General features: G+C 58.0%; 21 protein-coding genes and 1 riboswitch. Of the genes, 9 read left to right on the forward strand and 12 right to left on the reverse strand.

The window, feature by feature from the left end:
* Nucleotides 1–70: 70 nt before the first annotated feature.
* From AC2FLG_RS02585 to AC2FLG_RS02600, 4 genes are read right to left on the reverse strand one after another with little or no spacing between them, the layout of a single operon-like run.
* On the reverse strand, nt 71–2,632 hold the full coding sequence (locus AC2FLG_RS02585) for a putative PEP-binding protein (protein WP_496704873.1): 2,562 nt from the start codon (nt 2,630–2,632) through the stop codon (nt 71–73).
* A 36-nt stretch (nt 2,633–2,668) separates the two neighbouring features.
* The gene (glyS, locus tag AC2FLG_RS02590) at nt 2,669–4,930 is read right to left on the reverse strand and encodes a glycine--tRNA ligase subunit beta (RefSeq protein WP_496704875.1); all 2,262 of its coding nucleotides are present in this window, start codon (nt 4,928–4,930) and stop codon (nt 2,669–2,671) included.
* A 9-nt stretch (nt 4,931–4,939) separates the two neighbouring features.
* Entirely contained in the window at nt 4,940–6,142 is a 1,203-nt protein-coding gene (gene gltS / locus AC2FLG_RS02595) for a sodium/glutamate symporter (protein WP_496700057.1), read from the reverse strand.
* A complete protein-coding gene (locus tag AC2FLG_RS02600; protein WP_496700055.1) occupies nt 6,139–6,666 on the reverse strand; it encodes a DUF6446 family protein in 528 nt (175 codons plus the stop codon). The genes gltS and AC2FLG_RS02600 overlap by 4 nt, the downstream gene beginning before the upstream one ends.
* A gap of 92 nt (nt 6,667–6,758) precedes the next feature.
* Here AC2FLG_RS02600 and AC2FLG_RS02605 point away from each other — a divergent pair, with 92 nt between their 5' ends.
* Nucleotides 6,759–7,391 (forward strand): MarC family protein, encoded by a 633-nt coding sequence (locus tag AC2FLG_RS02605; RefSeq protein WP_496690758.1) that lies wholly within the window; start codon nt 6,759–6,761, stop codon nt 7,389–7,391.
* A gap of 8 nt (nt 7,392–7,399) precedes the next feature.
* Here the strand turns inward: AC2FLG_RS02605 and AC2FLG_RS02610 are convergent, their stop codons facing one another.
* Nucleotides 7,400–8,329 carry a glycine--tRNA ligase subunit alpha gene (locus AC2FLG_RS02610; protein WP_496690759.1) on the reverse strand — a complete coding sequence of 310 codons (930 nt, stop codon included), beginning with the start codon at nt 8,327–8,329 and terminating at the stop codon, nt 7,400–7,402.
* A gap of 204 nt (nt 8,330–8,533) precedes the next feature.
* On the opposite strand from AC2FLG_RS02610, the gene AC2FLG_RS02615 reads away from it, so the two are divergent.
* Nucleotides 8,534–10,270 (forward strand): serine protease, encoded by a 1,737-nt coding sequence (locus AC2FLG_RS02615; protein ID WP_496704876.1) that lies wholly within the window; start codon nt 8,534–8,536, stop codon nt 10,268–10,270.
* 45 nt (nt 10,271–10,315) lie between these two features.
* Here the strand turns inward: AC2FLG_RS02615 and AC2FLG_RS02620 are convergent, their stop codons facing one another.
* From AC2FLG_RS02620 to metZ, 5 genes are all read right to left on the reverse strand, one after another.
* A complete protein-coding gene (locus tag AC2FLG_RS02620) occupies nt 10,316–11,899 on the reverse strand; it encodes a thiamine pyrophosphate-binding protein (RefSeq protein ID WP_496695029.1) in 1,584 nt (527 codons plus the stop codon).
* Nucleotides 11,899–13,347, reverse strand: a complete 1,449-nt coding sequence (locus AC2FLG_RS02625; RefSeq protein WP_496678166.1) for a TrkH family potassium uptake protein — start codon at nt 13,345–13,347, stop codon at nt 11,899–11,901. The genes AC2FLG_RS02620 and AC2FLG_RS02625 overlap by 1 nt, the downstream gene beginning before the upstream one ends.
* Before the next feature lie 50 nt (nt 13,348–13,397).
* On the reverse strand, nt 13,398–14,159 hold the full coding sequence (locus tag AC2FLG_RS02630; RefSeq protein ID WP_496704878.1) for a hypothetical protein: 762 nt from the start codon (nt 14,157–14,159) through the stop codon (nt 13,398–13,400).
* A 275-nt stretch (nt 14,160–14,434) separates the two neighbouring features.
* Nucleotides 14,435–15,538 (reverse strand): GTP cyclohydrolase FolE2, encoded by a 1,104-nt coding sequence (gene folE2 / locus AC2FLG_RS02635; RefSeq protein WP_496704880.1) that lies wholly within the window; start codon nt 15,536–15,538, stop codon nt 14,435–14,437.
* 171 nt (nt 15,539–15,709) lie between these two features.
* Nucleotides 15,710–16,900 (reverse strand): O-succinylhomoserine sulfhydrylase, encoded by a 1,191-nt coding sequence (gene metZ / locus AC2FLG_RS02640; RefSeq protein WP_496678172.1) that lies wholly within the window; start codon nt 16,898–16,900, stop codon nt 15,710–15,712.
* Between the two features lie 62 nt (nt 16,901–16,962).
* Nucleotides 16,963–17,040, reverse strand: a riboswitch (SAM riboswitch).
* A gap of 132 nt (nt 17,041–17,172) precedes the next feature.
* Here metZ and AC2FLG_RS02645 point away from each other — a divergent pair.
* The 3 genes from AC2FLG_RS02645 to AC2FLG_RS02655 all read left to right on the forward strand — a co-directional run bounded on the left by AC2FLG_RS02645 (nt 17,173) and on the right by AC2FLG_RS02655 (nt 19,417).
* Complete coding sequence (locus AC2FLG_RS02645) at nt 17,173–18,108, forward strand: alpha/beta hydrolase (RefSeq protein WP_496704882.1); 936 nt, start codon at nt 17,173–17,175, stop codon at nt 18,106–18,108.
* A gap of 230 nt (nt 18,109–18,338) precedes the next feature.
* On the forward strand, nt 18,339–18,662 hold the full coding sequence (locus tag AC2FLG_RS02650; protein WP_142634548.1) for a 2Fe-2S iron-sulfur cluster-binding protein: 324 nt from the start codon (nt 18,339–18,341) through the stop codon (nt 18,660–18,662).
* On the forward strand, nt 18,662–19,417 hold the full coding sequence (locus tag AC2FLG_RS02655) for an FG-GAP repeat domain-containing protein (RefSeq protein ID WP_496704884.1): 756 nt from the start codon (nt 18,662–18,664) through the stop codon (nt 19,415–19,417). The genes AC2FLG_RS02650 and AC2FLG_RS02655 overlap by 1 nt, the downstream gene beginning before the upstream one ends.
* Nucleotides 19,418–19,503: 86 nt before the next feature.
* Here AC2FLG_RS02655 and purD read toward each other — a convergent pair whose 3' ends face one another.
* On the reverse strand, nt 19,504–20,766 hold the full coding sequence (gene purD, locus AC2FLG_RS02660) for a phosphoribosylamine--glycine ligase (protein WP_496704886.1): 1,263 nt from the start codon (nt 20,764–20,766) through the stop codon (nt 19,504–19,506).
* A gap of 75 nt (nt 20,767–20,841) precedes the next feature.
* Here purD and xseA point away from each other — a divergent pair, with 75 nt between their 5' ends.
* Nucleotides 20,842–22,335 carry an exodeoxyribonuclease VII large subunit gene (gene xseA, locus AC2FLG_RS02665; protein WP_496704887.1) on the forward strand — a complete coding sequence of 498 codons (1,494 nt, stop codon included), beginning with the start codon at nt 20,842–20,844 and terminating at the stop codon, nt 22,333–22,335.
* 12 nt (nt 22,336–22,347) lie between these two features.
* Here xseA and AC2FLG_RS02670 read toward each other — a convergent pair whose 3' ends face one another.
* Complete coding sequence (locus AC2FLG_RS02670) at nt 22,348–22,743, reverse strand: hypothetical protein (RefSeq protein ID WP_496690768.1); 396 nt, start codon at nt 22,741–22,743, stop codon at nt 22,348–22,350.
* 133 nt (nt 22,744–22,876) lie between these two features.
* Here AC2FLG_RS02670 and AC2FLG_RS02675 point away from each other — a divergent pair, with 133 nt between their 5' ends.
* From AC2FLG_RS02675 to AC2FLG_RS02685, 3 genes are all read left to right on the forward strand, one after another.
* Nucleotides 22,877–23,515, forward strand: coding sequence for a lysoplasmalogenase family protein (locus AC2FLG_RS02675; RefSeq protein WP_496690769.1), 639 nt, complete (start codon nt 22,877–22,879; stop codon nt 23,513–23,515).
* Between the two features lie 58 nt (nt 23,516–23,573).
* Complete coding sequence (ftsY, locus tag AC2FLG_RS02680) at nt 23,574–24,686, forward strand: signal recognition particle-docking protein FtsY (RefSeq protein WP_496690770.1); 1,113 nt, start codon at nt 23,574–23,576, stop codon at nt 24,684–24,686.
* Between the two features lie 86 nt (nt 24,687–24,772).
* Nucleotides 24,773–25,675: an EamA family transporter gene (locus AC2FLG_RS02685; protein ID WP_496704888.1), complete on the forward strand. Its 903-nt coding sequence runs from the start codon at nt 24,773–24,775 to the stop codon at nt 25,673–25,675.
* The last annotated feature ends 7 nt before the right edge of the window (nt 25,676–25,682 follow it).

Raw genomic sequence — 25,682 nt, forward strand, 5'->3', positions numbered from 1 at the left:
GCCGTAACGTCAAAATAAGTTGACGACGGCTACCTTCTTTTCCCACTAATCCTTGGGTCGGCAGTTACTGTCAACCCCCAAGTCTGGACGAAATCGCCAGTTGAGCGGCAGCCAGCCGAGCGACAGGTACCCGGAAGGGTGAACATGACACATAGTCGAACCCCAAATCCCGACAAATTGCGATTGATTCGGGGTTTCCGCCATGTTCACCACAGACCGACAGGGTCACGTCCGGCTGAACCCGGCGTCCGCGTTCAGACCCCAGCTTCAGCAATTCCCCTACACCATCGGGATCTAGCACGTGGAACGGATCCTCGGCGAAAACACCCTGACGCACATAAGCAGACATGAAACGACCAGCGTCATCACGAGACAATCCGTAGGTCATTTGGGTCAAATCATTGGTGCCGAAGCTAAGGAACGCAGTTTGTGGAGCGATTTCGTCCGCCCGCAGGCAGGCACGCGGCGTTTCCACCATGACCCCCAGCCGATATTCGAACTCTTGCCCTCGTTCAGCGGCTACCGACGCCGCAACCGTGTCTATCCGAGATTTGACAAGCTCAACCTCGCGCTTGGCCGAAACCAGCGGTATCATCACCTCGGGGACCACCAGAGCGCCCTCTTTGCTGGCCTCAAGCGTCGCCTCAAAGATTGCCCGGGCCTGCATATCATAGATTTCCGGCACCGTGATGCCCAGCCTGACGCCGCGCAATCCCAACATCGGATTATATTCGGTCATCTCGGCGACACGGCGTTCCACATCCGAAACCGGCAGATCAAGTGCCTCTGCTAATTCACGCTGGCCACTGCGAGTCGTGGGCAGGAACTCATGCAACGGCGGATCGAACAGGCGGATACAGACCGGTTGACCTTCCATAATTCGAAAAAGTTGCACGAAATCTGCGCGTTGCATCGGAAGCAGACGTTCCAGAACCGCCGCACGACCGGAAGAGGTTTGGGCAAAGATCATTTCGCGCATCACGATCAGGCGGCCGGGATCAAAGAACATATGTTCCGTCCGGCACAGGCCGATCCCTTGTGCCGAAAAGTTCCGAGCGGTCTGCGCATCCGCAGGCGTATCGGCATTGGCGCGGATCTCAATATCACGTTCGGCGTCTGCCCAGCTCATAAGCGTCTGAAAACAATCGTCTAACGCCGCCTCAAGCATCGCGGGCTGCCCCGCCAGAACCTGCCCCGAAGTTCCGTCTATCGTCAGCTTGTCGCCCGTTTTGAAAACGCGGCCATCCTGGGCTGTCAACATCTTCTCTTTGGTCTGAAACCGCATTTCAGAGGCGCCAACGATGCAAGGCAGGCCCAAGCCGCGACCAATCACGGCCGCATGGCTGGTCATCCCACCCTTTTCGGTCAGAACAGCCACTGCGGCGTGCATTCCCCGGACATCTTCCGGGGACGTCTCTCGGCGCACCAGAATACAGGGCTCGCCCCGCGCGGCACTGGCCTGCGCCTCGGCCGCAGTAAACACAAGCTTTCCGGTTGCCGCCCCTGGACTGGCTGCAATGCCTGTGGTCAGCACATCGCGGCGCGCGTCGGGGTGAACCTGCCGGTGCAGCAACTCGTTCAGAGAATGCGGATCGACCCGCATCACCGCCTCTTGCTGAGGAATGATGCCATCCTCGGCCAACCGAACGGCAATCCGCATGGCAGCACGGGCACTGCGCTGCACGCGCACACCGTCCAGAATGTGAACGTGCCCATTTTCGATGACGAATTCGACCTGCATTTCCTCACGCAGCTTTTCGCGCATGATTGCAGCATGTGCCTTGAGTTCCGCGAATGCCTTGGGCGCAACTTCCTCAAGCGACTTACCGCGCGGATCCTTTTCCAGATACAGCGCAGCGACCCCCTCGCCCAACGCATCGCGACCCTGGCTTTGGCTGAGGTAACGACCGGTTATCTGCTGCAGCCCTGTTGTCGGATCAATCAGTTGCAGAACGCCGGACCCGCATTCACCCTGCCCCACACCCGGGACCATCTCCTGAATGACCAGGCCCAGACCTGCATCCGCTGGCGCACCTTTTGCCTGGCGTAACAGCCGGGCTGAGGTTCCATCCCAAGCCCGCGCCATCGAACGCAGAACCGCGACCAGCTGCTCACCACGATCCTGTGGGAAGGGCTCTTCGGTCTCATCCTCATAGGCCCGCAACGACTGGCGCAGACCTTCCAGCCCATCGGCCTCGATGTCGTCAAACACATCCGCATCCAGACGCGCCACATGAATGGCATAGCTTTGAACAAAGCGCAGCGACAGTGCAGCCGCGGCCTCGTTCCCCATCTCGTCTGACAGATCCACATAGCGCGCATCATTCATACCGATGTTGAGGATTGCCCCAGGCCCGCCCCAATCGGGGTCCTCGGAACTTGGACGAACACATAGCAGCGCCGCCTCGTCGAACTGTTCGAGAATGGCCGCAATGTCGGGCACCTGCCCGCCGGCGATCCGCTGCACTGCATCAAAGGACAATGCAACCGTTCGTGGTACGGGAAAATCCAGCCGAACCAGGCGCTGCAGGCATTTCGCGCGCCCGCCATGAGTATTCGCCGCTACGGGCGCTTCGGCTGTGATCAGAGTGGTATGCGGGTTATTCTGCACTGCGGCACCTTTTGGTTTCACCGCAGCATAGGCCCCTGCGCCCGTGGCGCAAGAGCGTTAACCTTCGATTCGGGCCAGATCGGCCACGCTGGAACAGACCTTCCTGATCTGGCTGAGCAGGTTCAGACGGTTGCGGCGCAGGATGTCATTGTCGGTATTGACCTGCACATCCTCAAAGAACGCATCCACCGGCCCGCGCAGCGCGGCCATGGCCGTCATCGCGGCCGGGAAATCCTCGGACGCCAGTGCTGTATCGATCCGCGCCTGAGCCTGATCCAATGCTGCAAACAGCGCTTTCTCGCTGTCTGTTTCGGCAAACTTCACATCCGCACCATAGGAGTATTCCACCCCATCCTTCTCTTCCGCCTGAGACAGGATGTTGTTGGCCCGCTTGAACCCTTGCACGAGGTTTTCTCCGTCCTCGGTCGCAATCACCGCATTCAGAGCACGGGCACGTTTGACCAGTAGTGTGAGATCGTCATTGCGCTCCATCGCGATACAGGCGTCGATGATGTCGTGGCGGACACCCTCGTCACGGAGGAAGACCTTGAGGCGGTCGTGGAGAAACTCCCAGAAACTATTTTCAATTTCAGGGCTTTCTACAGAATATGCGGAATCCAAGAGGCCCAAGCCTTGCGCCTCCGCCAGCATTTCCGCAAACTGATCACCGGAGTATCGCCCCTTTTTCAGAGAACTAGAGTACTTTTCACTAAATTCTGTTGGCAAATAGGAAATATATTCTTTTATCCACATAAGCGCTGTGGCCCTATTAGATGTGTACCGAGCACCAAACGCCGCTCGCGTGGCAATAGAAATTATTCTACGCCACGAGTGCCCAAGGCCGTTCGTTAAGATCAAACGAATAACCCCCAACGCCGCACGGCGCAGGGCAAACGGGTCCTTCGACCCCGTCGGCTTCTCATCAATCGCCCAGAACCCGGTCAGCGTGTCCAGCTTATCGGCCAGCGCCACGGTCACGGAAAGCGGTGCCGTTGGCACATCGTCAGACGGGCCCAGCGGCGAGTAATGCTCCTGCGCCACGGCGGCCACGGCAGCGTCTTCGCCTGCTGCCTCAATGTAATAGCGCCCCATAAGCCCCTGAAGTTCGGGGAATTCATAGACCATTTCCGAGCTCAGATCGGCCTTGGCCAGACGCGCGGCTTTCTCGGCCTGATCCGCATCTGCTCCGACCACTGGGGCCAGTTCGCGGGTAAGTGCTGCGATGCGGTCGATCCGTTCCGCCTGTGTGCCCAGTTTGTTGTGGAAGGTCACGTTCTCTAATGCGCGGGTCCACTGAGTCATATCCGACTTGGCAATGCGCAGGTCGTTCTCCCAAAAGAACTTGGCATCGGCCAGACGCGCCGACAGCACCTTTTGGTTCCCCGCCAGAATGGTCGCGCCATTGTCGGCGGTTTCGCGGTTGGCGACGGTGATAAAACGTTCAATCCGGCCGGTTCTGGGGTTCTTCACGGAAAAGAATTTCTGGTGTTCCTTCATCGAGGTCCGCAGCACCTCGGGTGGCAGTTCCAGGAATTCCTCGTCGATCTGCCCCATGAGCACCACGGGCCATTCGACCAGCCCGGCGACCTCGGCCAGCAGGCCCTTGTCATCGACCACTTCCAGACCGGCGGCAAACGCCATGTTCTGCGCGTCGTTCCAGATGTGTTCGGCGCGTTCCTCAGGCGATAGCACAACAAAGGCGCGTTTCAGCTTGGCGGCATAATCCTCGAACGACGTGACAGAAAACCGGTTCGGGGCCATAAAACGGTGGCCCTCGGTCGTGTCGCCGGATTTGATCCCTTCGACCTCAAGAGGCACGACCTGCGCGCCTGCCTCATCGCTGAGGAGGCACAGGATCGAATGCAGCGGACGTACCCAGCGCATCGGTCCACTGCCCCAGCGCATCGACTTGGGCCAGGGGAAGTTCCTAATGGTCGCCTCAAGCACGTCGGCCACGATATCAGCCGCCGGGCGACCAGGCTTTTCGATCATCGCGAAATAGACCGCACCTTTGGGCGTTTCACGCTCTTCCAACTGATCGCGGGTCAGGCCGGCGCCGCGCAGGAAGCCTTCGATGGCCTTATCGGGTGCGCCCACTTTCGGGCCTTTGCGTTCCTCGCGGATGGACGGGCTTTCGGCCAGCAAGCCTTCGACCGCCAAAGTCAGACGACGGGGCGTGGTCAGAGAGGCGGCCCCGGCATAGGTCAGACCGGCCTCGACCAGACCATCGGTGATCCGCTTTTTCAGGTCTTCACCGGCACGGGTTTGCATGCGTGCAGGGATTTCCTCGGAAAACAGTTCGATCAGCAGGTCGGGCATAGTCAGTCCTTAGAAATTGACGATCGTCTGGATGACGATGGCATTGGCGATATCCACAAAGAATGCGGATACAAGGGGCAGTACGATAAAGGCAATAGGTGAAGGGCCATATCGCTTGGTTACGGCGGTCATATTGGCGATGGCGGTGGGGGTCGCGCCCAGCGCAAACCCACCGAAGCCTGCGGCCAGAACCGCGGCGCGATATCCCGACCCCATCACCGGAAACAACACGTAGATAACGAAGATTACCGTAAAGGCGGTTTGTGCCGCCAGTACGACCAAAATGGTCACACCAAGTTCCGCAATCGTCCACAACTGCAGGCTCATCAGCGACATGGCCAGAAAGGTACCCAACGCAAGCTCTGAAACCAGCCCAAGCGCGGATGTGCGGCTGACGGGAACTGCATTTGGCCGCAACCAGCTGCGCAGGTTGCCGATCAAAATGGCAATGATCAGACAAGGTACAAACAGGGGAAGTTTCAGGCCGGCCTCTGCGATCAGGACATTCACACCATAGCCAATGATAATGGCAAGATGGAGGTACAGCATGACCCGCATCAAACCAAGCGGCGTAATATCGGGATAACGCTGTTCTTCGGTTGCGACACCAACTGTCAGTTCTTCGTTGGGGCGGTCGGGGGTCAGATTATAGCGTTCGACAAGATACTTGGCCACAGGACCGCCAACCACCGCGGCCAACACCAGACCCAATGTCGCCACTGCGACCCCCAACTCGGTCGCGCCTTCCAACCCAGTTACGGCACCAACGTCCGGCGCCCATGCAATGGCGGTTCCATGCCCTCCGATCAGGGCAGCTGATCCGAATAACACTCCGGATTGGGCAGGAAAGCCAAATGCAACCGCCCCGACGGCACCAATGCCGTTTTGCATGATGATGGTGATCAGTGTCAGAACCAACAGCAAGAACAGAGGTTTGCCGCCGGTAAGCAGATCCAGGAACCGGGCATTCAGGCCAATTGCCGCAAAAAACAGCACCAGCATGTAATCCCGCGTGGCCATCTCAAAATCGAATGAGATGCCTGTGGCCATGTATAATCCCAACATCACCAGCGCTGCGACCAACCCGCCGCTGACCGGTTCGGGTATGTTGAAGCGCTGAAGCAGCTTCACCTGCGTGTTCAACTCCGCCCCCAAAAGATATACAGCCAGACCCAACGTGGCGGCGATCATATCCGGGATGAGATAAGTCATTGCCCCGTTTCCGGTTGCTGCGGGCATTCCTCTCCGACGACCGTGCCGTCATAGGCCTTTTCCCCGCAGTTGTTCAGCGCGTGCCAAACATAGCCTTTTCCATCCTGGGTTACAGCGACGATCCGGTCCACGCCAAAGTGTATATTCTTAGCCCCGATAAAGGCCTGCGCCTGACCGGTCTGCAACGCGTTGGCAATCTCAATGGCATCGTAGCACTCAAACCATCCGGGCGCCGTCAACGGTTCGGGGTCATTGGCGGTCTGATAACCAGCCAGATCTGCTGGCTTCAGGTCAGTTTCAAAGCAGGCGCGGTATCGAATCGGAGAGCTGTCCGCATCAATCGCCTGAAAGTCCGTATAGGCGATGGTCTCGGGCTCATCTGCGCCGATTGCTAGCAAACGGACATCCTGTCCCGGCTTTGAGACCACTTCATAATAAAAGCCGTAAACTTGCAGATAGTACATGGCCCCACCAGCCAGAACAGCCGACCCAAGAAGGAGAATAGCAAGTAGTTTTCCGGTCATCGTTCGAGCATCCTATTCACGTGGCCTCTTTCATTGAGGTCAAAAATGGGCCAGTTTCCAACCTGATACAGGCTGACATTAGGGTAATGAAAATGGACACGACTCTCGCCGCAGGTTTTTTCGGCGCGCTTTTTGCGATCATGAACCCGATCACCAACTTGCCCGTTTTTCTGAGCGTGACTGATGGTCTGACCCCCGCAGATCAACGCAAGGTTGCGGTGAAAACCGTCACCTACTGTCTGATCCTGGGCGGTGCTTTTGCAGCCATTGGCAGCAAGACATTGGGACTGTTCGGCATCAGCGTCAATGATCTGCGCGTTGCGGGCGGTCTTGTTGTCCTGATGATCGGCCTGAACATGCTGAGCGGCACCGAGAGCACGGCGCATCACGGAACCGAAGGCGAAAAGAAATCTTATCCCGAGCCCGACACCGTCGCCTTTTATCCGTTGGCCTTTCCCATCCTCGTTGGGCCTGGCACAATCACAACGTTGATCCTCTATGCACATCAAATGTCCAAACCTATGGACGTCATACTCTATGCGGGCGTTTTTCTGGCAGTGCTGTTTTTGCTGTTCGTCACATTCTGGAACGCCGCGGCGCTGTCCAAGCGGCTTTCGGACAACGCTCGGGTGATCATGAGCCGCTTTATGGGTATGATCCTGTCTGCCATCGCAATCAGCATGATCGCGGACGGACTTAAAGTTCTGCTTCCCGGTTTGGCGTAACTGCCGCATCAGACCTCGTACCCGGCGGCATCGGTCTGAACGAAGGCGTCGGCGCATTGCTTTGCCAAGGTCCGCACGCGCCCAATATAGGCCTGCCGTTCCGTCACCGAGATCACGCCACGCGCATCCAACAGGTTAAAGATATGTGATGCCTTGATGCACTGATCATAGGCCGGGTGCGCCATTACGATACGCTTACCGGTTTTTGGATCGTCATGCTCTTGCGCCAGAATATTGGCGCATTCGGACTCGGCCTCTTCGAAATGGCGCAGTAGGACTTCGGTGTTGGCCACGTCAAAGTTCCAGCGGGCATATTCTTCTTCGGTCTGCTTGAATATGTCACCATAGGTCAGCGGGCTGGGTGACTGCGGATCGTTGAAGGGCATGTCCATCACGTGATCAACACCCAGCACATACATCGCCAGCCGCTCCAACCCATAGGTCAATTCACCTGAAACCGGCGCGCAGTCATGGCCTCCGACCTGTTGGAAATAGGTGAACTGGCTGACTTCCATGCCGTCGCACCAGACCTCCCAGCCCAGGCCCCAGGCGCCCAGGGTTGGGCTTTCCCAGTCATCCTCGACAAACCGGATGTCATGCAGGTCCATGTCGATGCCGATTGCCTCAAGGCTGCCCAGATACAACGCCTGCAGGTCCGGCGGGCTAGGCTTGATCAACACCTGATACTGGTAATAGTGCTGCAAGCGATTGGGGTTCTCGCCATAACGCCCATCTGTTGGGCGGCGCGAGGGCTGCACATAAGCTGCGGCCCAGGACTTGGACCCCAAAGCGCGCAAAGTAGTCGCTGGATGGAATGTCCCTGCCCCGACCTCCATGTCATAGGGCTGCAGAATGGCGCAGCCTTTTGACGCCCAATAGGTCTGAAGGCGCAGGATGATCTCCTGAAAAGAGCGAGGTGCGTTGGACTTAACGGTCATCACATTCCCTTTGGACGCCATTGCGCCCTGTTCCGGTGGGTTTTGCCCTTCCTATGCAAGGGGCCAAGGGGCGTCAACGGGACAGTGTGCCCGGGAAGCCACTGAGCGGCCAAACTGGAAATTCCCCGTATTCCAGGCATGGTGTTTCAACCCGCATATCGCGTACTCTTCATCGCAGAAAAACACCGCGGACACAGGCACACAATGAGACGCATATTAACGGTAATTTCAGTTCTTTTCCTTTTCGGCGTGCGGGCATCATTTGCGCAGCAAGACGGAGGTGTTTGGGTCCAGGTCGAGGCGCAGCCTTCGCTGCGTGAAGCCCAGGAACGCGCACAAACCTATTCTGGCGCGTTGCCAGACGTAAATGGATTTCGCCTGAATTCGGGCTGGTATGCCATTGTGATCGGCCCGTATCTGCGCGGCGATGCCGAGCAAGTTCTGCGGGTGTACCGCGCAGAGGGGCAAATTCCAGCCGACAGCTTTATCGCCTTCTCGAACACACTGGGGCAGCAGTTCTGGCCGGTCAGTGCGAATACTCAGGACCAGGCCGCTGTGACAGCGCCGGTCGCATCTGAACCGGAACAACCAGTGGCCGAGGCAACCCCGCAAATTGCCGATGAAACCAGATCACAGGCGCTGCAAAGCGAACGATTGCTGAGCGCGCAGGAGCGTATGGGCCTTCAAACCGCACTTCAGGCAGCCGGTTTCTACAACTCGACGATTGACGGTGCCTTTGGACAGGGAACGCGTCGCTCGATGGGCGACTGGCAAAGTTTCAACGGATATGAGGCGACCGGGGTTCTGACGACGGTACAGCGCAAGGCCTTGATGGATGACTATAACGCGCCATTAGTCAGCGCCGGAATGCAGCTCTACACAGACCCACAGGCAGGTATCGAGATGGCCATGCCGCTGGGTGTTGTTGCATTCGACCGTTACGAGGCCCCCTTCGTGCATTTCAACGGCTCGACCGACCTGAATGCTCAGGCCCTGCTGATCAGTCAGGATGGCACCAAAGCAACCCTGCGGGCCCTTTTTGAGGTCATGCAGTCGCTGGAAATCGTTCCGCTTGAAGGCCCTCGCCAGCTGCGCGATGACAGCTTTACGCTGGAAGGTCGCGGTAATGACATTGTGTCCTATACCGAGGCCAAGCTGAAAGATGGTCAGATCAAAGGTTTTACCCTGGTCTGGCCCGAAGGGGACGAGGCGCGCCGTACCCGCGTTCTTGCCGCCATGAAAGCGGGCTTTAGCACCACTGATGCGGTTCTTGACGCCGCCGCCGGATCAGACGCTGCGCAAAGCATTGATCTTGTATCCGGCCTGCAGGTTCGCAAACCGCGCCTGTCACGCTCGGGGTTCTTTGCGGATGCCAAAGGCACCGTCCTGACCGTGACCGAGGCGGCAGATAGCTGCTCGCGGATCACGCTGGACGGCGCGCACGAGCTTGAGGTCGCCTCGACCGATCCCAATCTCGGCATCGCCGTTCTGCGGCCAAGCCGCGACCTTTCCCCGATCAGCGTGGCCGAGTTCAGCAGCACCAAGCCGCGGATTCAGTCCGAGGTTGCGGTCTCCGGATTCTCGTATCAGGGCGTTTTGGGCGGTCCGACGCTGTCATATGGGCAGATCGCCGACCTGCGCGGCCTGAACGGTGAGGATGGCGTGAAGCGTCTGGCGCTGGCCACCCAACCCGGCGATGCAGGAGGCCCCGTGTTTGACGGCAACGGTCAGGTGGTCGGGATGCTTTTGCCGACCCCGACGAATGGGCGGACCCTGCCCGCCTCGGTCAGCCTGTCTGCCAATACAGAGAGCCTGAACAAGGCGCTGAGCAAGGCTGGGCTGGCAGGTCAATCCAGCGCCACCGCCGCCACGCAGGTCTCACCCAATGAGCTTAGCCGCCGGGCAAATGGGATGACTGTTCTGGTACAATGCTGGGATTGAGTTCGTAAAATCGCGCATTAACGCCGCCCATCCGGGCGGCGTTTTTTATTCTGCGCGCCATATGTCCGGAGTGATCCGGATCAATGTCGGCCCCTTAGCGGTAAACGCTTTTCGCACCGCAGACTGCATGTCTTCCAGTGTTGAGGGCGCAGCAGACAAGGCGCCGAATGCCTCGGCCAGTTTGCAAAAGTCAGGGTTACGCGCAACGACAGCATTCGGGGCGATCTGACTGCCCACCATGCTGTCTTCGATCTCTTTCAGCTTGCCATTGTCCCAAAGAATGATCGGCAGGGGCAAACCCAGCTCTACCGCCACGCCCAATTCCATCATCGTGTAGTGAAAGCCATAATCCCCAGCAATCACAGCAGTCGGCCTGCCCGGCCGCGCGATAGCGCCACCTATTCCAGCCGGCAACGCATAGCCCAGCGTGCCAAAGCCGTTCGGGTGGTGCCAATGATAGGGGAAAGGCATTTCCCACACCCCCTTGGCAACATAGGCGAACTGGGTCATGTCCGAATACACCATCACATCCGCTGGCATTGCCTTACGCAAGGCATCCAACACCGGGACAATTCCGGGCCGTTCTGCGTCAATCTCCGCGCGCCATTTACTGCGGGCTTCGGAGACCTCATCCGAAGACCAGCCATTTGCCGGTTTGACATGGTCGATAGACGCCCACATCGCTTGGGCAAAGCTTTCGCCATCCGCCTGCAACTTGACCGAGGCCCGATGATGGTCTGACAGGACCTGAGGGTCCAGATCAATGCGGATCATATTGGCCGTATGCCCCAGCGCATCGCGCCACAGATCGACCTCACCCAGCTCGGCTCCGACGACCACCACAAGATCGGCGGAGGCGATGATCTGGGCACTTTCGGGACGAGACAAGGCAGCGCCAAAATCCAACGCATAATCCAACCCCACCATTCCACGCCCCGCATAGGTGGTGAAACAGGCCGCTCCGATCTGTGTCAGAATCTGCCGCCACAGGTTTGATCTTGCACCGCCTCCCAGAATGAACAGCGGCCTGCGCGCAATGTTCAGCATCGACAAGACCGGCGCGACGTCCGGCGGCAGAGCCTTTGTCCGCAAACCCGGCTGGTTCGGGAATGGGGCTGGGTCAGCCTGTGCCTTAAGCTGCGAAATCGGCACCTGTATGTGCTTGGGTCTGGGGCGGCTCAGCGCGAACTCTTCGAAAGCACGTTCAACCAGGCCATAGGCGGCCGAAGCTGTACTAGCCTGCAACGACCAATCCGCGACCGTTTCTCCGGCGGCACGTTGATCCTTCATCTGATGAAGCTGTCCCTGCAGCGCCTGATCATCATCAAGGCAGGAGGACAGCACCAGCATTGGCACCGAATCCGAATACCCCTGCCCCATGGGTGTCATGATGTTGCACAGCCCAGGCCCAGTGATCACATAGGCCACGCCAGGATTGCCGCTTGCGCGCGCATATCCGTCCGCCATGAAACCGGCCCCCTGCTCGTGCCGCGCAAGAACATGGGTGATGCCGGCTTCTTCGATCCCGCGATACATCTCCTGATTATGAACGCCGGGGATACCAAAAATCACATCAACACCCCGATCCCGGAGCATGTGCGAGATTTGAGCGCCAAGTGGTCTTTTCATCAACTTCTCCAGAAATGGACTGTGAACAGCGCATAGACCGCGAGCAGTTCAAGCCGACCGACCAGCATCCCCGCAGATAGTAGCCATTTGGCTGTATCGCTGAGCCCGCTGAAATTACCCGCTGGTCCGATCTGATCCCCAAGGCCGGGACCAACATTGGCCAATGCTGTTGCTGCACCCGAGACAGAGGTAATGAAATCCAGCCCGGTCAGCGCCAGCGCCCATGCCAGGAAGCCCAAAGACAATACGAAGAACATGAAAAAGCTCATGACCGAAGTCAGGACATCCGTTCCGATGGGACGCCCGTCATAGAGAGGCATGAACACCCCATGCGGTGAACGGATACGCCGGATTTGAGTTTTGATGGATGCAAACAGCAGTTGATAGCGGAAAATCTTGATCGAACAGGCAGTTGATCCTGCACACCCTCCGATCAGGCCAATCAGGAAGAACACCATGATCGGAAAACTGCCCCAACCCATATAATCGACGCTGGCATAACCGGTACCTGAAATGATCGACGTGATGTTGAACAGCGATTCCCGCACCGCCTGTTCCCAGTGATGCGGAAAGACAGAGGTCAAAAACACCGCCATGACGGCTACAAGAACCACGATCGTGGCCAAAAACGCCCGAATCTGACTGTCGCGGAACAGGGAGCCGGTGCTGCCATTGGCAAACTGAACATAACGCACAAATGGCAGGGCAGCGAGGATCATGAAAATCGACGCCGCATATTCCGCCGGACCCGAGAAGGTACCGAACGATGCATCATAGTTTGAAAACCCACCGGTCGAGATTGTGGTCATAGAATGAACCACGGCGTCAAAAAAGCTCATGCCAAGACCGGTGTAAACAAGCGCGCAGACCACGGTCAGGAACACGTAGATCAGGGAAATCTGGCCTGCGATTTCTTGCGCCCGCGGCAGGATCTTACCCATGGTTTCGAAACCTTCCGAACGGAAGATCTGCATTCCTCCGACCCGAAGCTCGGGCAGAAAAACCATTGCAACAACGATGATCCCGATACCGCCCAGCCATTGCAGCACACCGCGCCACAAAAGCAACCCCTGCGGCAGCCCGTCGAGCCCGGAAATCACGGTCGATCCCGTGGTCGTAAGGCCAGACATGGCCTCGAAATAGGCATCTACAAAGCGCAGCTCGGTTTCCCCGAACAGGAAAGGAATTGCCCCAAATAAAGGCAAAGCCACCCAAACGCCGGTCGTGAGCAGAAAGGTCTGACGGATCGTCAACCCTTCGCCAACGCCATTTGAGCAGCTCATAGAAAGGACAGCGCCGGTCAGAATGGTGATAACGCTGCTTTCAAGGAAAACATGCCATTCGCCGCGGCCCTCGATAAGGTCCGCAAGCATGGGCAACATCATGGTCGCCCCAAGAATGGCGACCAACAGGCCAATCACATATCCTACCGGGCGCATGTCCGTCATGAGGCGCAGCGTTGGCGCGCCTGCACGACTGTGTCAAGCGGATGTCCCGATTACTTTTCGGTTTTGCTGCTCGAGACGGGCATCACGGGCGGTTTCGAAGGCGCGCGTGACCGGCGTGCAGCTGCCGCCTGTCCCCCCTGAGCCTTCGGCGCGGCCGGATTTGCAGGTGCAGGTCTGGCGGTTGCAACCCGATCTGCCTTCACCTTGGACGCTACGGGTTTAACAGCTGCGGTTTTTGCAACAGCAGCGTCGATCGCTGCGGCGGGAGCAGCAGTTTTTGCCACTGCAGGTCTGACTACAGCAGGTTTAGCGGCTTCTACTTTGGGCGTTTCAGATTTGGCAGTTACGGTTTTGGTAACTGCAGGCTTTGCCGTAGCGGCTTTGGGGGCAGCGGGCCTAGCTGCGACTTTTGGGGCCGCGGCTTTTGCCACTGCAGGTTTTGCCGCGGATTTGGTCTGTGCCTTTTTCGCACCCCCCGACGCTCTGGCTATTGTCACAGGTTTCGCCAGGGCGGGCTTGGGCGATTCGGCCTTTGCCTTGACTTCTACCTTTTTCTGGACGGCCACTTTGACCTTTGCCGCAGGTTGCGGATCAGCATTGACCACAGGCATCGCCTGAGATTTGAACTCAGGTGCCTTCACGTCAGCAACAGTCTTTTCGGAGGCGACACGCAGGGCCTGAACCTGGGCGAAGGGCAGTTCAATCGCAGAGTTGGTCAGAATTTGCATGATTTTCAAATGGTTGGTCATTGCCTCACCGGCAAATCGAATTGCCGCTGCCTGAAATTCAAATGGCTGGGTAAACGGGTTCATGAGGTTGTTCTCCTGTGAAAGTGATGCAACCTGCGAATGAGTAAAGAACCCTGCCCGCCCTGACTAAACGGGCGGATTACGTTGCCTTGCAGTCCTTGGCGTCGCACGTGCCGGCTTCCTGATTGAGTGAAATGATCACCAGAACAGTGACCACGAGATGGCTGCATTCAAGGATAGTTTACAGCAAGAACTTCGCGCTTGCAGCATTTATCGCTGCAATGCGGCGAAATTTCACCGCATCGGCACTTAATCAAGGTTTTACAAAAGTTTAGCGCCTATCCGACGTGAAACAATGTCGTAAACAGTCTCGGATCCAGGCTAGAGGACATAAAGGTCGGGCCCTCAGTCAGAACAGAAACGGCATCATGGCTGTGCAGGCTTTCTTGATGGCTGGCGATCACGCGGAAATCGCCGATATGATGGTCGGCCAAAAGTTCGGCACAAAACAGGCGTGCCGCGTCTTCGACAAAAATCGGGTTTGCGGCGTTCAGCTCGGCAAAGGCCTGCTCATCTTCACGTTTGACCATGACCTGCGTCTCGGTCGGCACCGCCCTGCGACACAGCGCAATCAGATCTTCGAACCAGAGGCAATCGGCATCGCAATCGACCGCAACCGATATCCGCGCAACCGAGCGCTGCGAATGCGGCGTCGCCAGTTGCCCTCGTGTAGACCGCGCATGCTCGCTGAGCTCCAGAGAACATGGGCACGTCGAGGAATACACATAATCCAGATGCATGATCTTTTGGCGCACGCCATTCTGTTCGACCAGTTCCAGCGCGATATCGTAATATTGATAGCCTTCCAGACCCGAACGCAGGCTTTGAGTCCTGTCCGGGTAGGAGAACCGCATCTGGATACGTGCGTCAAAGCTGTCCAGATCGGTCATATAGTCGTTCAGCGCAGCCTCGATCACCTCAAAGCTGAACGTGCGCTCAGCATGTTTGTAGAACGAACGCATGATACGGGACATGTTGATGCCCTTCTTTTCCGCATCAAGGCTGACAGTGCCAGTCACTGAGGTCTCCAGCGTCAGGTCGTCGCCGTGCTTGCGGTGAAACCGGATCGGCAGGCGGAAATTCGATATGCCAACATGTTGAATCTGTTGCTTTGCCCCACGGATCAGGCTGGAAGGTCCATTCTGAAGGTCAGGCAACGACGCGCGGTAGGCCTCATCCACAGCAAACCCCTCGGGGTAATGCCGCGACAGGGATGGGTAGTTGACCGGCAGGAGCCCCGGCACAAGCCGCGCGACAGCAGGATCAAGCTGACCGATATCTGCCTCGGTCGCGTTCTCGGCCCATTTCCGCAGGGTTTTCAACGCTGCCGCGGCCTCATCATTGTTGGGGGCGTCATCAATGTCACGGGGATACACGTTCATCGATCAGGGCTCCTCGGGTTGGTCGCCGGACTATATATATGTTCGACGCGATTTCCAGTCTAATGGTATACGCGCCGAAACACAGCCCGGATCGAAACTTCGTGATGGGCGCATCATGCGCACAAGTCACAAACCGTTTTCGAACTATGCCTAACAGTCCAGCAGACACCCCTATTGCTGAGAAACGTCCAATGCGCGCTTGATATCGGCAAGAAGATCATCGGCGTCTTCCAAACCTACCGAGAACCGGATGAGGCCCGGAGCAATGCCCAGCTCAACTTTTTGGTCGTCACTCAATCTTTGATGTGTGGTGGTTGCCGGGTGGGTCGCAATCGACTTGGCATCGCCCAGATTGTTCGAAATCACCGGAATCGTCAGGGCGTTAAGGAAGAAAAATGCCGCCTCTTTTCCGCCCTTGATATCCAACGACAGCACTGTCCCGCCTTTGCCGCCAAGCTGCGTTTGTATCAGATCATTCTGCGCATGAGACTTCAGACCGGGGTAAAGCGTCCGCTCCAACGCCGGATGGCCCTCTAGCGCCTCGGCAATCCTCTGGGCGGTTTCGGCCTGTGCGTTGACCCGCAAGGCCATGGTCTCAAGCCCTTTCAGCATGATCCACGCGTTGAAGGGGCTAAGCGCGCCTCCGGTGTGTTTCATATAGGGCTCGACCGTACCACGGATGAACTCTTTGGTGCCGATGATGACACCACCCAGGGCGCGGCCCTGCCCGTCAATATGCTTGGTTGCCGAGTAGACAACCACGTCAGCCCCCTGAGCGATCGCGCGCGAGAAAACTGGGGTCGAGAACACATTGTCCACGATGACCGTTGCACCAACCGCATGGGCCAGAAGGGAAACGGCTGAGATGTCGATGACCTCAAGCGTCGGGTTGGACATGGATTCGAAGAAAACCGCTTTGGTGTCCGGGCGGATCGCAGCCTCCCATGCGTCAAGATCGGTACCGTCCACAAAGGTCACTTCAACCCCGAACCGGGTCAGCACGTTTTCCAGAATATACAGGCACGACCCGAACAGAGCCTTGGCAGAAACAACGTGGTCACCGGCTTGCAACATCGAAGTCAGTGCCGCATTCACCGCAGCCATTCCAGAGGCGGTGGCAAAAGCGTCTTCGCCCCCTTCCAGAGCCGCGATACGCTGTTCAAACATCGAAACTGTCGGGTTGCCATAACGAGCGTAAATGAACTCATCAGGGCCGGTTTCGATGAACCGCGCCTCGGCCTGCTCGGCCGTATCATAGACAAATCCCTGGGTCAGAAAGATCGCCTCGCTCACTTCGTTGTATTGGCTGCGGCGGGTGCCGCCATGGACGGCTTGTGTGCGCTTGTTCCAGCTCTCGCTCATGTCATTCCTTTCAGCCCCTTGAGGGACGTAAACAAAAAACCCCAGACGCGGCCAAGCGAAAGGGGTCTTTCATCCTGACCTTTTAGCGGTGTTGTTTAGCGTGGCCCGCAATCCGGTAACAAATCGCCACGTGGTGATGCTGAATTACGCCGCGGCTGCAGTATCGTCAACCCCGCCCCCCGCAACGTCGCGCAGCTGTAACAATCCCTTCACTTAGGGGGCATAGGCTGTTGGGATATTGCCGCCACAACATCTTGTATGAGGCTGTGAGAATGCCAATAATCCGGATCAACGCGACCGGCGACACGCTTACGCTGCACAACAGCCCACAGTCCCCCTTCAGCCTGCTATGTCAGACCCGGCACATCCAAGGCCCGGTCATCCTCATGTCACATGGGTACAGATTCCGGCCAGGCCGGGCCAAGGCCTGCCCGCACCAACATTTCTTGTCCCTGCCCCGGACATCCTCGCCAACATCTTTCTGCAGCTGGCCGCGGCAACTTGGTTTTGGCACTGGTTTGCAAACCGAAGGGCTGGGCATTGCCTTTGGCTGGAATGCACGGGGATCGTTTTGGGGTGCCCTCCGCCGGGCGCACGAGGCCGGACGTGTTCTGGCCGAATTGATCCGGGAACTGCACCATCTGAACCCGCGACGTCCGATCCACTTTATTGGCCACTCGATGGGGACCGAATTGGCGCTTGAAGCCCTGCATCACATCCGACCCGGATCCCTAAACCGCATCATCTCGTTGACCGGAGCCGCCTATCAGAGTCGCGCGTTAAGAGCGCTGGCCACTCCGGCGGGTAGACGGGCGGAATTCATTAATATTACGAGCCGCGAAAATGATCTGTTTGATTTTCTTTACGAATGCCTGATCCCTCCGCCTGAACAAGGCGATCGCAGCATAGGCAGCGGCTTGACCGCCCCGAATGCTATCACGCTGCAACTGGATTGCCCGGACACGCTGAATCATCTGGAGCATCACGCCTTTGCGATCCATGCCTCCAGACGCAGGTTCAGCCATTGGTCCAGCTACACACGCCCCGGTGCGTTGCAAGTTTATCAGGCATTGTTACGTAGCCCAAACGCCCTGAGACTGGCCGTCCTGCGCAGTGGCATCCCACCCTTACCCCAGCGCCGATGGTCTCGGCTATTTGCATGGGCAGAACCCTTGGCGTTCAATTCGCTTTCCGGCAAAACCTCATGACCTTGGCAATCGGCGTATTATTGACCCTCGACCTCACAGCGGGCAGCCGCTGACAGGCTACGCCAAATCCAGTCAGTAGCTGCGGGTAAAAATACAGCGAGCAGAAGAACGGGAGGGGAACAAAGGCCGAGAATTCCCAGACGCGGCACATCGAGTCGCAAATGAGGCTGGAAACACCTAAATGCCTTGACTAAGGAAGGATCTAACATCGCAAGAGGAAGACGCACGCAATGGCAAAGATCACTTATGTCGAGCATGGCGGTACCGAGCACACTGTCGAGGTCGCCAACGGACTAACCGTCATGGAAGGAGCCCGTGACAACAACATTCCCGGTATCGAAGCGGATTGCGGCGGCGCCTGTGCCTGTTCGACCTGCCATGTCTATATCCACCCCGACTGGGTTGAGAAAATTCCCGGCAAGGATGACATGGAAGAAGACATGCTGGACTTTGCCTATGAGCCCGACCCTGCCCGTTCGCGCCTGACCTGCCAGATCAAAGTCACAGACGAGATGGATGGCCTGATCGTCCAGATGCCGGAAAAACAGATCTGATGCCGCGCAAAGCGCCGCGCCTACCCTACCGAACTTGGCAGGGTCAGGCCCGCGGCGCAGCGCTGACGTTGTGCTTCTGGCTGACGAGCCATATCCCGCTGGCACTGGCGGAGACCGTCTCAGCCGCTCGTTTCACCGAGCCGACAACACGTTACGCCCACGGAGTTCTGGGTGATAACATCGAATATGGCGCGTTAGAGCTGACTACCCAAAGCGGAAACGTGACCATCCGTCTTCCATCTGATCGCGTATTTGAAGATCTCGCTCCACGGCTTGTGGACGTGGATCAGGACGGGACCCCCGAGGCCATTGTCGTTGAATCTCAGGATCAAGCGGGCGCTCAGTTGGCCATCTATGATGCCAGAGGGGACAAAATCGCCGCAACTCCGCATATCGGTACCCGCTTTCGATGGCTTGCTCCGGTCGGGGCGGCGGATCTGGATGGGGATGGCAATATCGAGATCGCCTATATCGACCGCCCTCATCTGGCCAAGACATTGCGCATTTGGCGCTTTGTCGACGGCGAATTAATCCAGATTGCCGCTCTACCAAGGCTGACAAATCATCGGATCGGCGAAGATTTCATCACAGGGGGTCTGCGCGACTGTGGCAATGGCCCGGAACTGGTTGTCGCGTCTGCGGACTGGCGCGAAATTGTCAGCATCCGCTTTGACAATGGCTGGGTGCAGCATCTGGTCGCCCCCTTTAGCCCGAAAGCAATGACCTCTGCGCTTAACTGCGTACCCTCGCCCTGACTGCAGCCCGCGTCAGAGGGCTGCCCGGCCCAAGTCCATTGACGCTGCATCTCTGATGCAGTGGCTGGGCGCGGGAGCCGTCGCGATTAAAGCGCCCGCCATCCGATATCCCGGCGAAAGAACCCCTCTGGCCAGTTGATCCCGTCGATCAGCTCATAGGCGCGGTCACGCGCTTCCTGCAGGTTCTGGCCGCGTGCGGTGACATTCAATACCCGGCCACCACTAGAGACGATCTGACCGTCGGATTCTTTGGTTCCTGCGTGAAACACCATATTACCGCTATCTTCAGATACGTCATCCAGCCCTTTGATCACGCTGCCTTTTTGGTAAGAGCCTGGATAACCATTTGCGGCCATGACTACCGTCAAGGCGTGATCATCCGCCCAGTTTACACGCGCCTCGGCCAACCGGCCTTCTGCTGCGGCGTGCATCAGGTCCATCGCCTGCGCGCCCAGGCGCATCATCAGCACCTGACATTCCGGGTCGCCGAAACGCACGTTATATTCAACCAACCGTGGCTGGCCGTCCTTGATCATCAAACCAACATAAAGAACGCCCTGAAACGGCGTTCCGCGCCGCTTCATCTCTGCCATGGTGGGGCGCACGATCTCGTTCATCGCACGCTCTTCGATTACAGCGCTTAACACAGGAGCCGGAGAATACGCGCCCATGCCGCCGGTGTTCAGACCGGTATCGCCCTCGCCTACCCGTTTATGGTCTTGCGCCGTGCCAATGGACAGGATGCTTTCCCCGTCGCATAGCACGAACAGAGATGCCTCTTCACCTTCCATGAACTCTTCGACCACAACTTCGGCACCGGCACCACCAAAGGCTCCGCCAAACATGTCATCGATCGCATCCAAGGCCGTCGCTTCGTCCATCGCAACGATCACACCCTTGCCCGCGGCCAAGCCATCAGCCTTGACGACGATAGGTGCGCCCTTCTTTTTGATATAGGCTTTGGCTGGCTCGGCCTCGGTAAACCGGGCGTATCCTGCGGTTGGAGCATTGGCGGCGTCGCAGATCTCTTTAGTAAAGCTCTTGGACGCCTCGAGACGTGCAGCCGCGGCCGAGGGGCCAAAAACCAGGACACCGGCCTCGCGCAAACGATCCGCAACCCCCGCAGCCAATGGCGCCTCGGGGCCGACGATCACAAAGTCGATCGCGTTCTCATCCGCAAACCTGACCACCTCACCGCCGTTTTCGATATCCAGCGCTGCACATTCGGCAATCTGGGCGATCCCGGCATTGCCCGGCGCCACAATCAGGCGGTCGCATTTCGGGTTTTGCATCACCGCCCAGGCCAGGCTGTGTTCGCGCCCACCACTGCCGAGAATGAGGATGTTCATGACTGCTCTCCGATCTGCTTGGCCTTGCCTTCCGCGCGTTCTAAGCTGGCCGGGCATTTGACACAAGGCGCTGAAATGTCCGACCTGCTTGACGACCCCATTCCCGGCCAAAATACCCCAGAATACACTGTTTCCGACATCTCGGGCGAGGTGAAGCGGACGCTGGAAGGCAGTTTCGGCCGAATCCGTGTTCGGGGTGAAGTCGGTCGCGTGTTCAAAGCCAGATCTGGTCATCTGTACTATGACATCAAGGACGACAAGAACGTACTGGCCTGCACCACTTGGAAAGGCCAGGTTGCTGCCCTGTCCGTGGTTCCCGAGGAAGGTCTGGAAGTGGTCGTCACAGGCCGCCTGACCGCTTTTGGAGCGCAGTCCAAATACAATCTGAACGTGGATGAGGTTTCGGTGGCCGGACAGGGTGCTCTGATGGCCCTGCTTGAAAAGCGAAAGAAACAGTTGGAATCCGAGGGCCTGTTCGCACCCGAGCGTAAAAAGCCTCTGCCCTATCTTCCTCAGATCATCGGCGTGGTGACTTCACCCTCGGGCGCGGTGATCCGCGATATCCTGCACCGGTTGCGTGACCGATTTCCGCGCAAAGTGTTGATCTGGCCTGTCGCCGTGCAAGGTTCGAATTGCGCGCCTGAGGTGGCGAACGCGATTACTGGTTTCAACCAACTGACTCCTGGCGGTGCGCTGCCACGACCGGACCTGATCATCGTCGCCCGTGGTGGCGGGTCAATCGAGGACCTCTGGGGGTTCAACGAAGAGATCGTGGCCCGCGCTACGGCGGCATCAGAGATCCCGGTGATCTCGGCCGTTGGGCACGAGACCGACACGACCCTGATTGATTTTGTGTCGGACCGCAGGGCCCCAACCCCCACAGCCGCAGCCGAACTTGCGGTGCCTGTCCGCATGGAACTTCTGGCCTGGACCGGAGAGCAAGGCGCCCGCCTGTCCCGTGCAGCCACGGACGCTGTGCAAAGACGGTCGCAACGGTTGCGGGATTTATCCCGCGCATTACCACGCCCGGATAGCTTGTTGAACAACCCGCGACAACGCCTTGATTTAATTGCGGACCGACTGACACCAGCACTTGAGCGCGGCGTACAAAACCGCCGCCTTCAAGTTGTGAAACTGTCCGCCCATCTGCGCCCGTCCACATTACGCTCACTGGTCGGAACCCGACAGGAAACACTGCGCAGCCTTTCGTCGCGCCTGTCTGTCCGGCCGATCCAGCGCGAAATCGACAGCCAACGGCAAAACATCAACCGCCTAGCCGAACGCTTGAGTACAGCGCAAGCCGCGCGTCTGGACCGGATGCGTCAATCCCTGGAAACCGCAGACCGGCTGCGGGAAACGCTAAGCTACAAGGCAACGCTGCAACGTGGATATGCGGTCGTACGCGCCGAAGGACAGGTGCTGACGACTCGTAAACAGGCGGCAAAGCACCAATCCTTTGACATTGAATTTGCAGATGGCGAATTGAAGACCGGCCCGTCTACCGCGTCACCGTCAACTTCGAAAAAGCCGCCGAAAAAGGATGCGCCGGATCAGGGGTCGTTGTTCTGACCCCTGCACAGGCTAGACACCGACTTCAGGACCGTAACAGACCATCTCGGCGTCTGTGTCTTCGTTCTCATATAGTTCGGTCATCTCAGGATTTCCCTCGAACTGAGCGATCAGACCGCCGCCAGATTCGGTGAATACCCAGCATTGCGGGTCATGCCGGTCTTCATAGACGAAACAGATCTGTCCTTCCTGCTCGTACCAGAGCCCTTCTTTGCAGTTCCCATCCAGAAAAGACCAAATCACGCGGCGATCCGGCAGATAACGCTCGACCCCATAAATCCTGCCTTCAAAGCCATAGAACAGGGTTTTTCCCAGCGTATAGCGGTCAAATTCGGCGCCGGACAGGGATGTGTCGGCACAAACCGCCGGGGCAGCCAACGACAACAGAATCGCAATTCGTTTCAGCATGGGTTCATTCTGTCAGATGGCAGGCCGCTAGGCCAATTCCCTTTTCATTCCAACCGGGTGCCTTCACGTCACCGATTGAGTTTTGCGGTTATGCGCTGCGAAAGTGTTCAGTACATGCTGCGGAGATAACTCTATGACCAATGCCCTCTTTCTGATTGCGACAGCTTGCGCTCTGGCTTACCTGCCATTGACCTCGCGTGGCGCTGGCGCTGTTCGGTCAATCCTAAAGACCTTATCCGTCGCAGTTCTGGCGGTCATTGCCGCCCAAAGTGGCGCTCCATTTCTGTTGATCCTTGCGCTGGCATTCTGTGCGCTGGGGGACGCCCTTCTGTCCCGGGAAAGTGATGCCACCTTCATGGCCGGGATCGGTGCCTTTGCAACTGGTCATCTGGCCTATATCGGGCTGTTCTTGTCCCATTCGGCCAGCGACGCCGCGCTTATTCTGGAGAAGCCCGGATATTTCTGGTCTTTGATCCTCCTCGGTATTGTCGTTGTCACCCTATTACCGCCGCGTGCCGGAGACCTGAAATGGCCCGTTCTCGGGTATATTCCGATCATTCTGGGCATGGGTATCACGGTCCTGGCCCTGCCCGCGACAGGCGCGCTGCGTTGGGCTTTACCTGCGGCGTTGTCCTTTATCGCGTCCGACCTGATCCTGGCGACTGAGAAGTTTCTTCTGCCAGCGGACCATCCCAGCCGCCGTTTCACCTCCTATCTGGTTTGGGTATTGTATTGGGGGGCGCAAGCCGGTCTTCTGATCGCCTTCCTCTGACCCTTTGCAACTGCTGCAATTCCGCATTAGGTGAGAGGAACACCTGCGGAGACCAAAAATGGCGCTATTCTCAAAGCTCAAGGACAAGCTGTTCAAATCCTCATCCCGCCTTGAACAGGGGTTGGATGCCATCGTTGAAGATGGGGGCGAGGAAACAACTGCACCGGATCCAATCCCACCAGCGCCGCATTCCGAACCGGAACCCGAAGTCGCGCAACCGGACATGGCACCGGAACAGGCAGTTGCCAAACCGGTGGCCACTACAGCCGAGTCTGCTCCGTCCAAATCCATGCTCGGGCGGCTTTTCGGGCGCGCCGAGACCGAGACAACAGTTCGCCGCACGCTGGATGACGACATGCTGGAACAGCTTGAAGAGCTGTTGATTGCATCCGACATGGGTGTGGACACAGCGCTGCGCGTCACCGCCAATATGGCCGAGGGCCGTTATGGCCGCAAACTTTCGACACAAGAGATCAAGCAGCTTCTGGCGCAGGAAGTCGCCCGGGTTATGGAACCCGTTGCAAAGCCCATGCCGCTCTATTCCAAACGCCCACAGGTGGTACTGGTCGTTGGCGTCAACGGATCGGGCAAGACCACCACGATCGGCAAACTAGCCAGCCAGTTCAGGGCTGCCGGCAAGAACGTAGTGATCGCAGCTGGAGACACCTTCCGCGCAGCCGCCGTAGAACAGCTGCAGGTCTGGGGCGACCGCGCAGGCGTTCCGGTCCTGACAGCCCCCGAAGGCTCGGACCCCGCCTCCCTGGCCTTCGACGCGTTGACCCGCGCACAAGAGGATGGCGCCGATCTGTTGATGATCGACACCGCCGGTCGTCTGCAAAATCGTGCCGACCTGATGGAGGAATTGGCCAAGATCGTCCGGGTGATCCGCAAAGTCGACGAAACCGCACCGCACAATACCCTTTTGGTTTTGGACGCCACCACCGGTCAGAATGCACTCAGCCAGGTTGATACTTTTCAAAAACTGGCCGATGTCTCCGGCCTGGTGATGACCAAGCTGGACGGCACCGCAAAAGGCGGCGTGCTGGTGGCACTGGCCGACAAGTTCGGCCTGCCCATTCACGCAATCGGCGTCGGAGAACAGATCGACGATCTCGCCCCTTTCGATCCCGAAGAATTCGCCGCTGCTCTAACCGGCCTCGATCAACGCTGATCCGAACTTCAACTGGCTAAAAATATCTTCGGGGGGGTGAGGGGCAGACAGCCCCCCACCCTCTCCACCCGCGAAAGGTCGATGTCTTGAGCGACTGGCTCATCTCTCTGGAAGGCACGCCCAAGGGCCATGACCTTGCCCTTGGGCTCGCGCTGATGGCCGCCTTCTTGCACGCGGTGTTCGGAGCATTACAAAAGGGCCGTCACGACCCGTGGCTGTCCCGCGGGGCCATAGACGCCAGCTACTGTCTTCTGGCTGCACCTTTCGCGTTTTTTGTAGTGCCCTGGCCCGAACCCTATATGTGGCCAATCTTCGCCACCGTCTGGCTGATCCACATCGCTTACAAGATACTGCAGGCAATGGCCTATACCAAAGGCTCTTATACAGTGGTCTATCCTGTTGTGCGCGGCACCGGGCCGCTGTTCACCGTTTTCGGCGCCTATCTTTTGTTTGGCGAGACCTTCTCTGCCACGCAATGGTTTGGTGTCGCGGTCTTGCTAGCGGGGATATTCGGGCTGGCGGCCTATAATTTGCGGTTTCTTGAAACCAACCGCGAAACGCTTGGGATCGCTTTGGCCCTGGCGCTGGCAACTGGGTTGTTTGTGGCGCTCTACACCACCTATGACGCCTATGGCATTCGCGCGACGGCCGATCCGTTCTCCTTTCTGGCCTGGTTCTTCATGATCGACGGGGCGACGATGCCGATCTATGCGTTCTTTCGCTGGCGCGCGATGGCCCATCGCCCGGCCTTGGGACCCTTGGCGCTGCGCGGCATCGCCGGCGGGATCATCGCCCCTCTATCTTTCGGGGCCATCATGCTGGCCACGCGGTTGGACAAGGTCGGCGAAGCCGCCGTTCTGCGGGAAACCTCCACCGTCTTTGCCGCCCTGATCGGCTGGCTGGTTCTGAAAGAAACCGTCGGCCCAAGGCGGATCGCGCTGATGGCATTGATTGCACTCGGCGCCGTAATAGTTGAAATGGGCGGGTAAGCAGCAG

It is taken from the genome of Ruegeria sp. CDSA193, assembly GCF_059611885.1.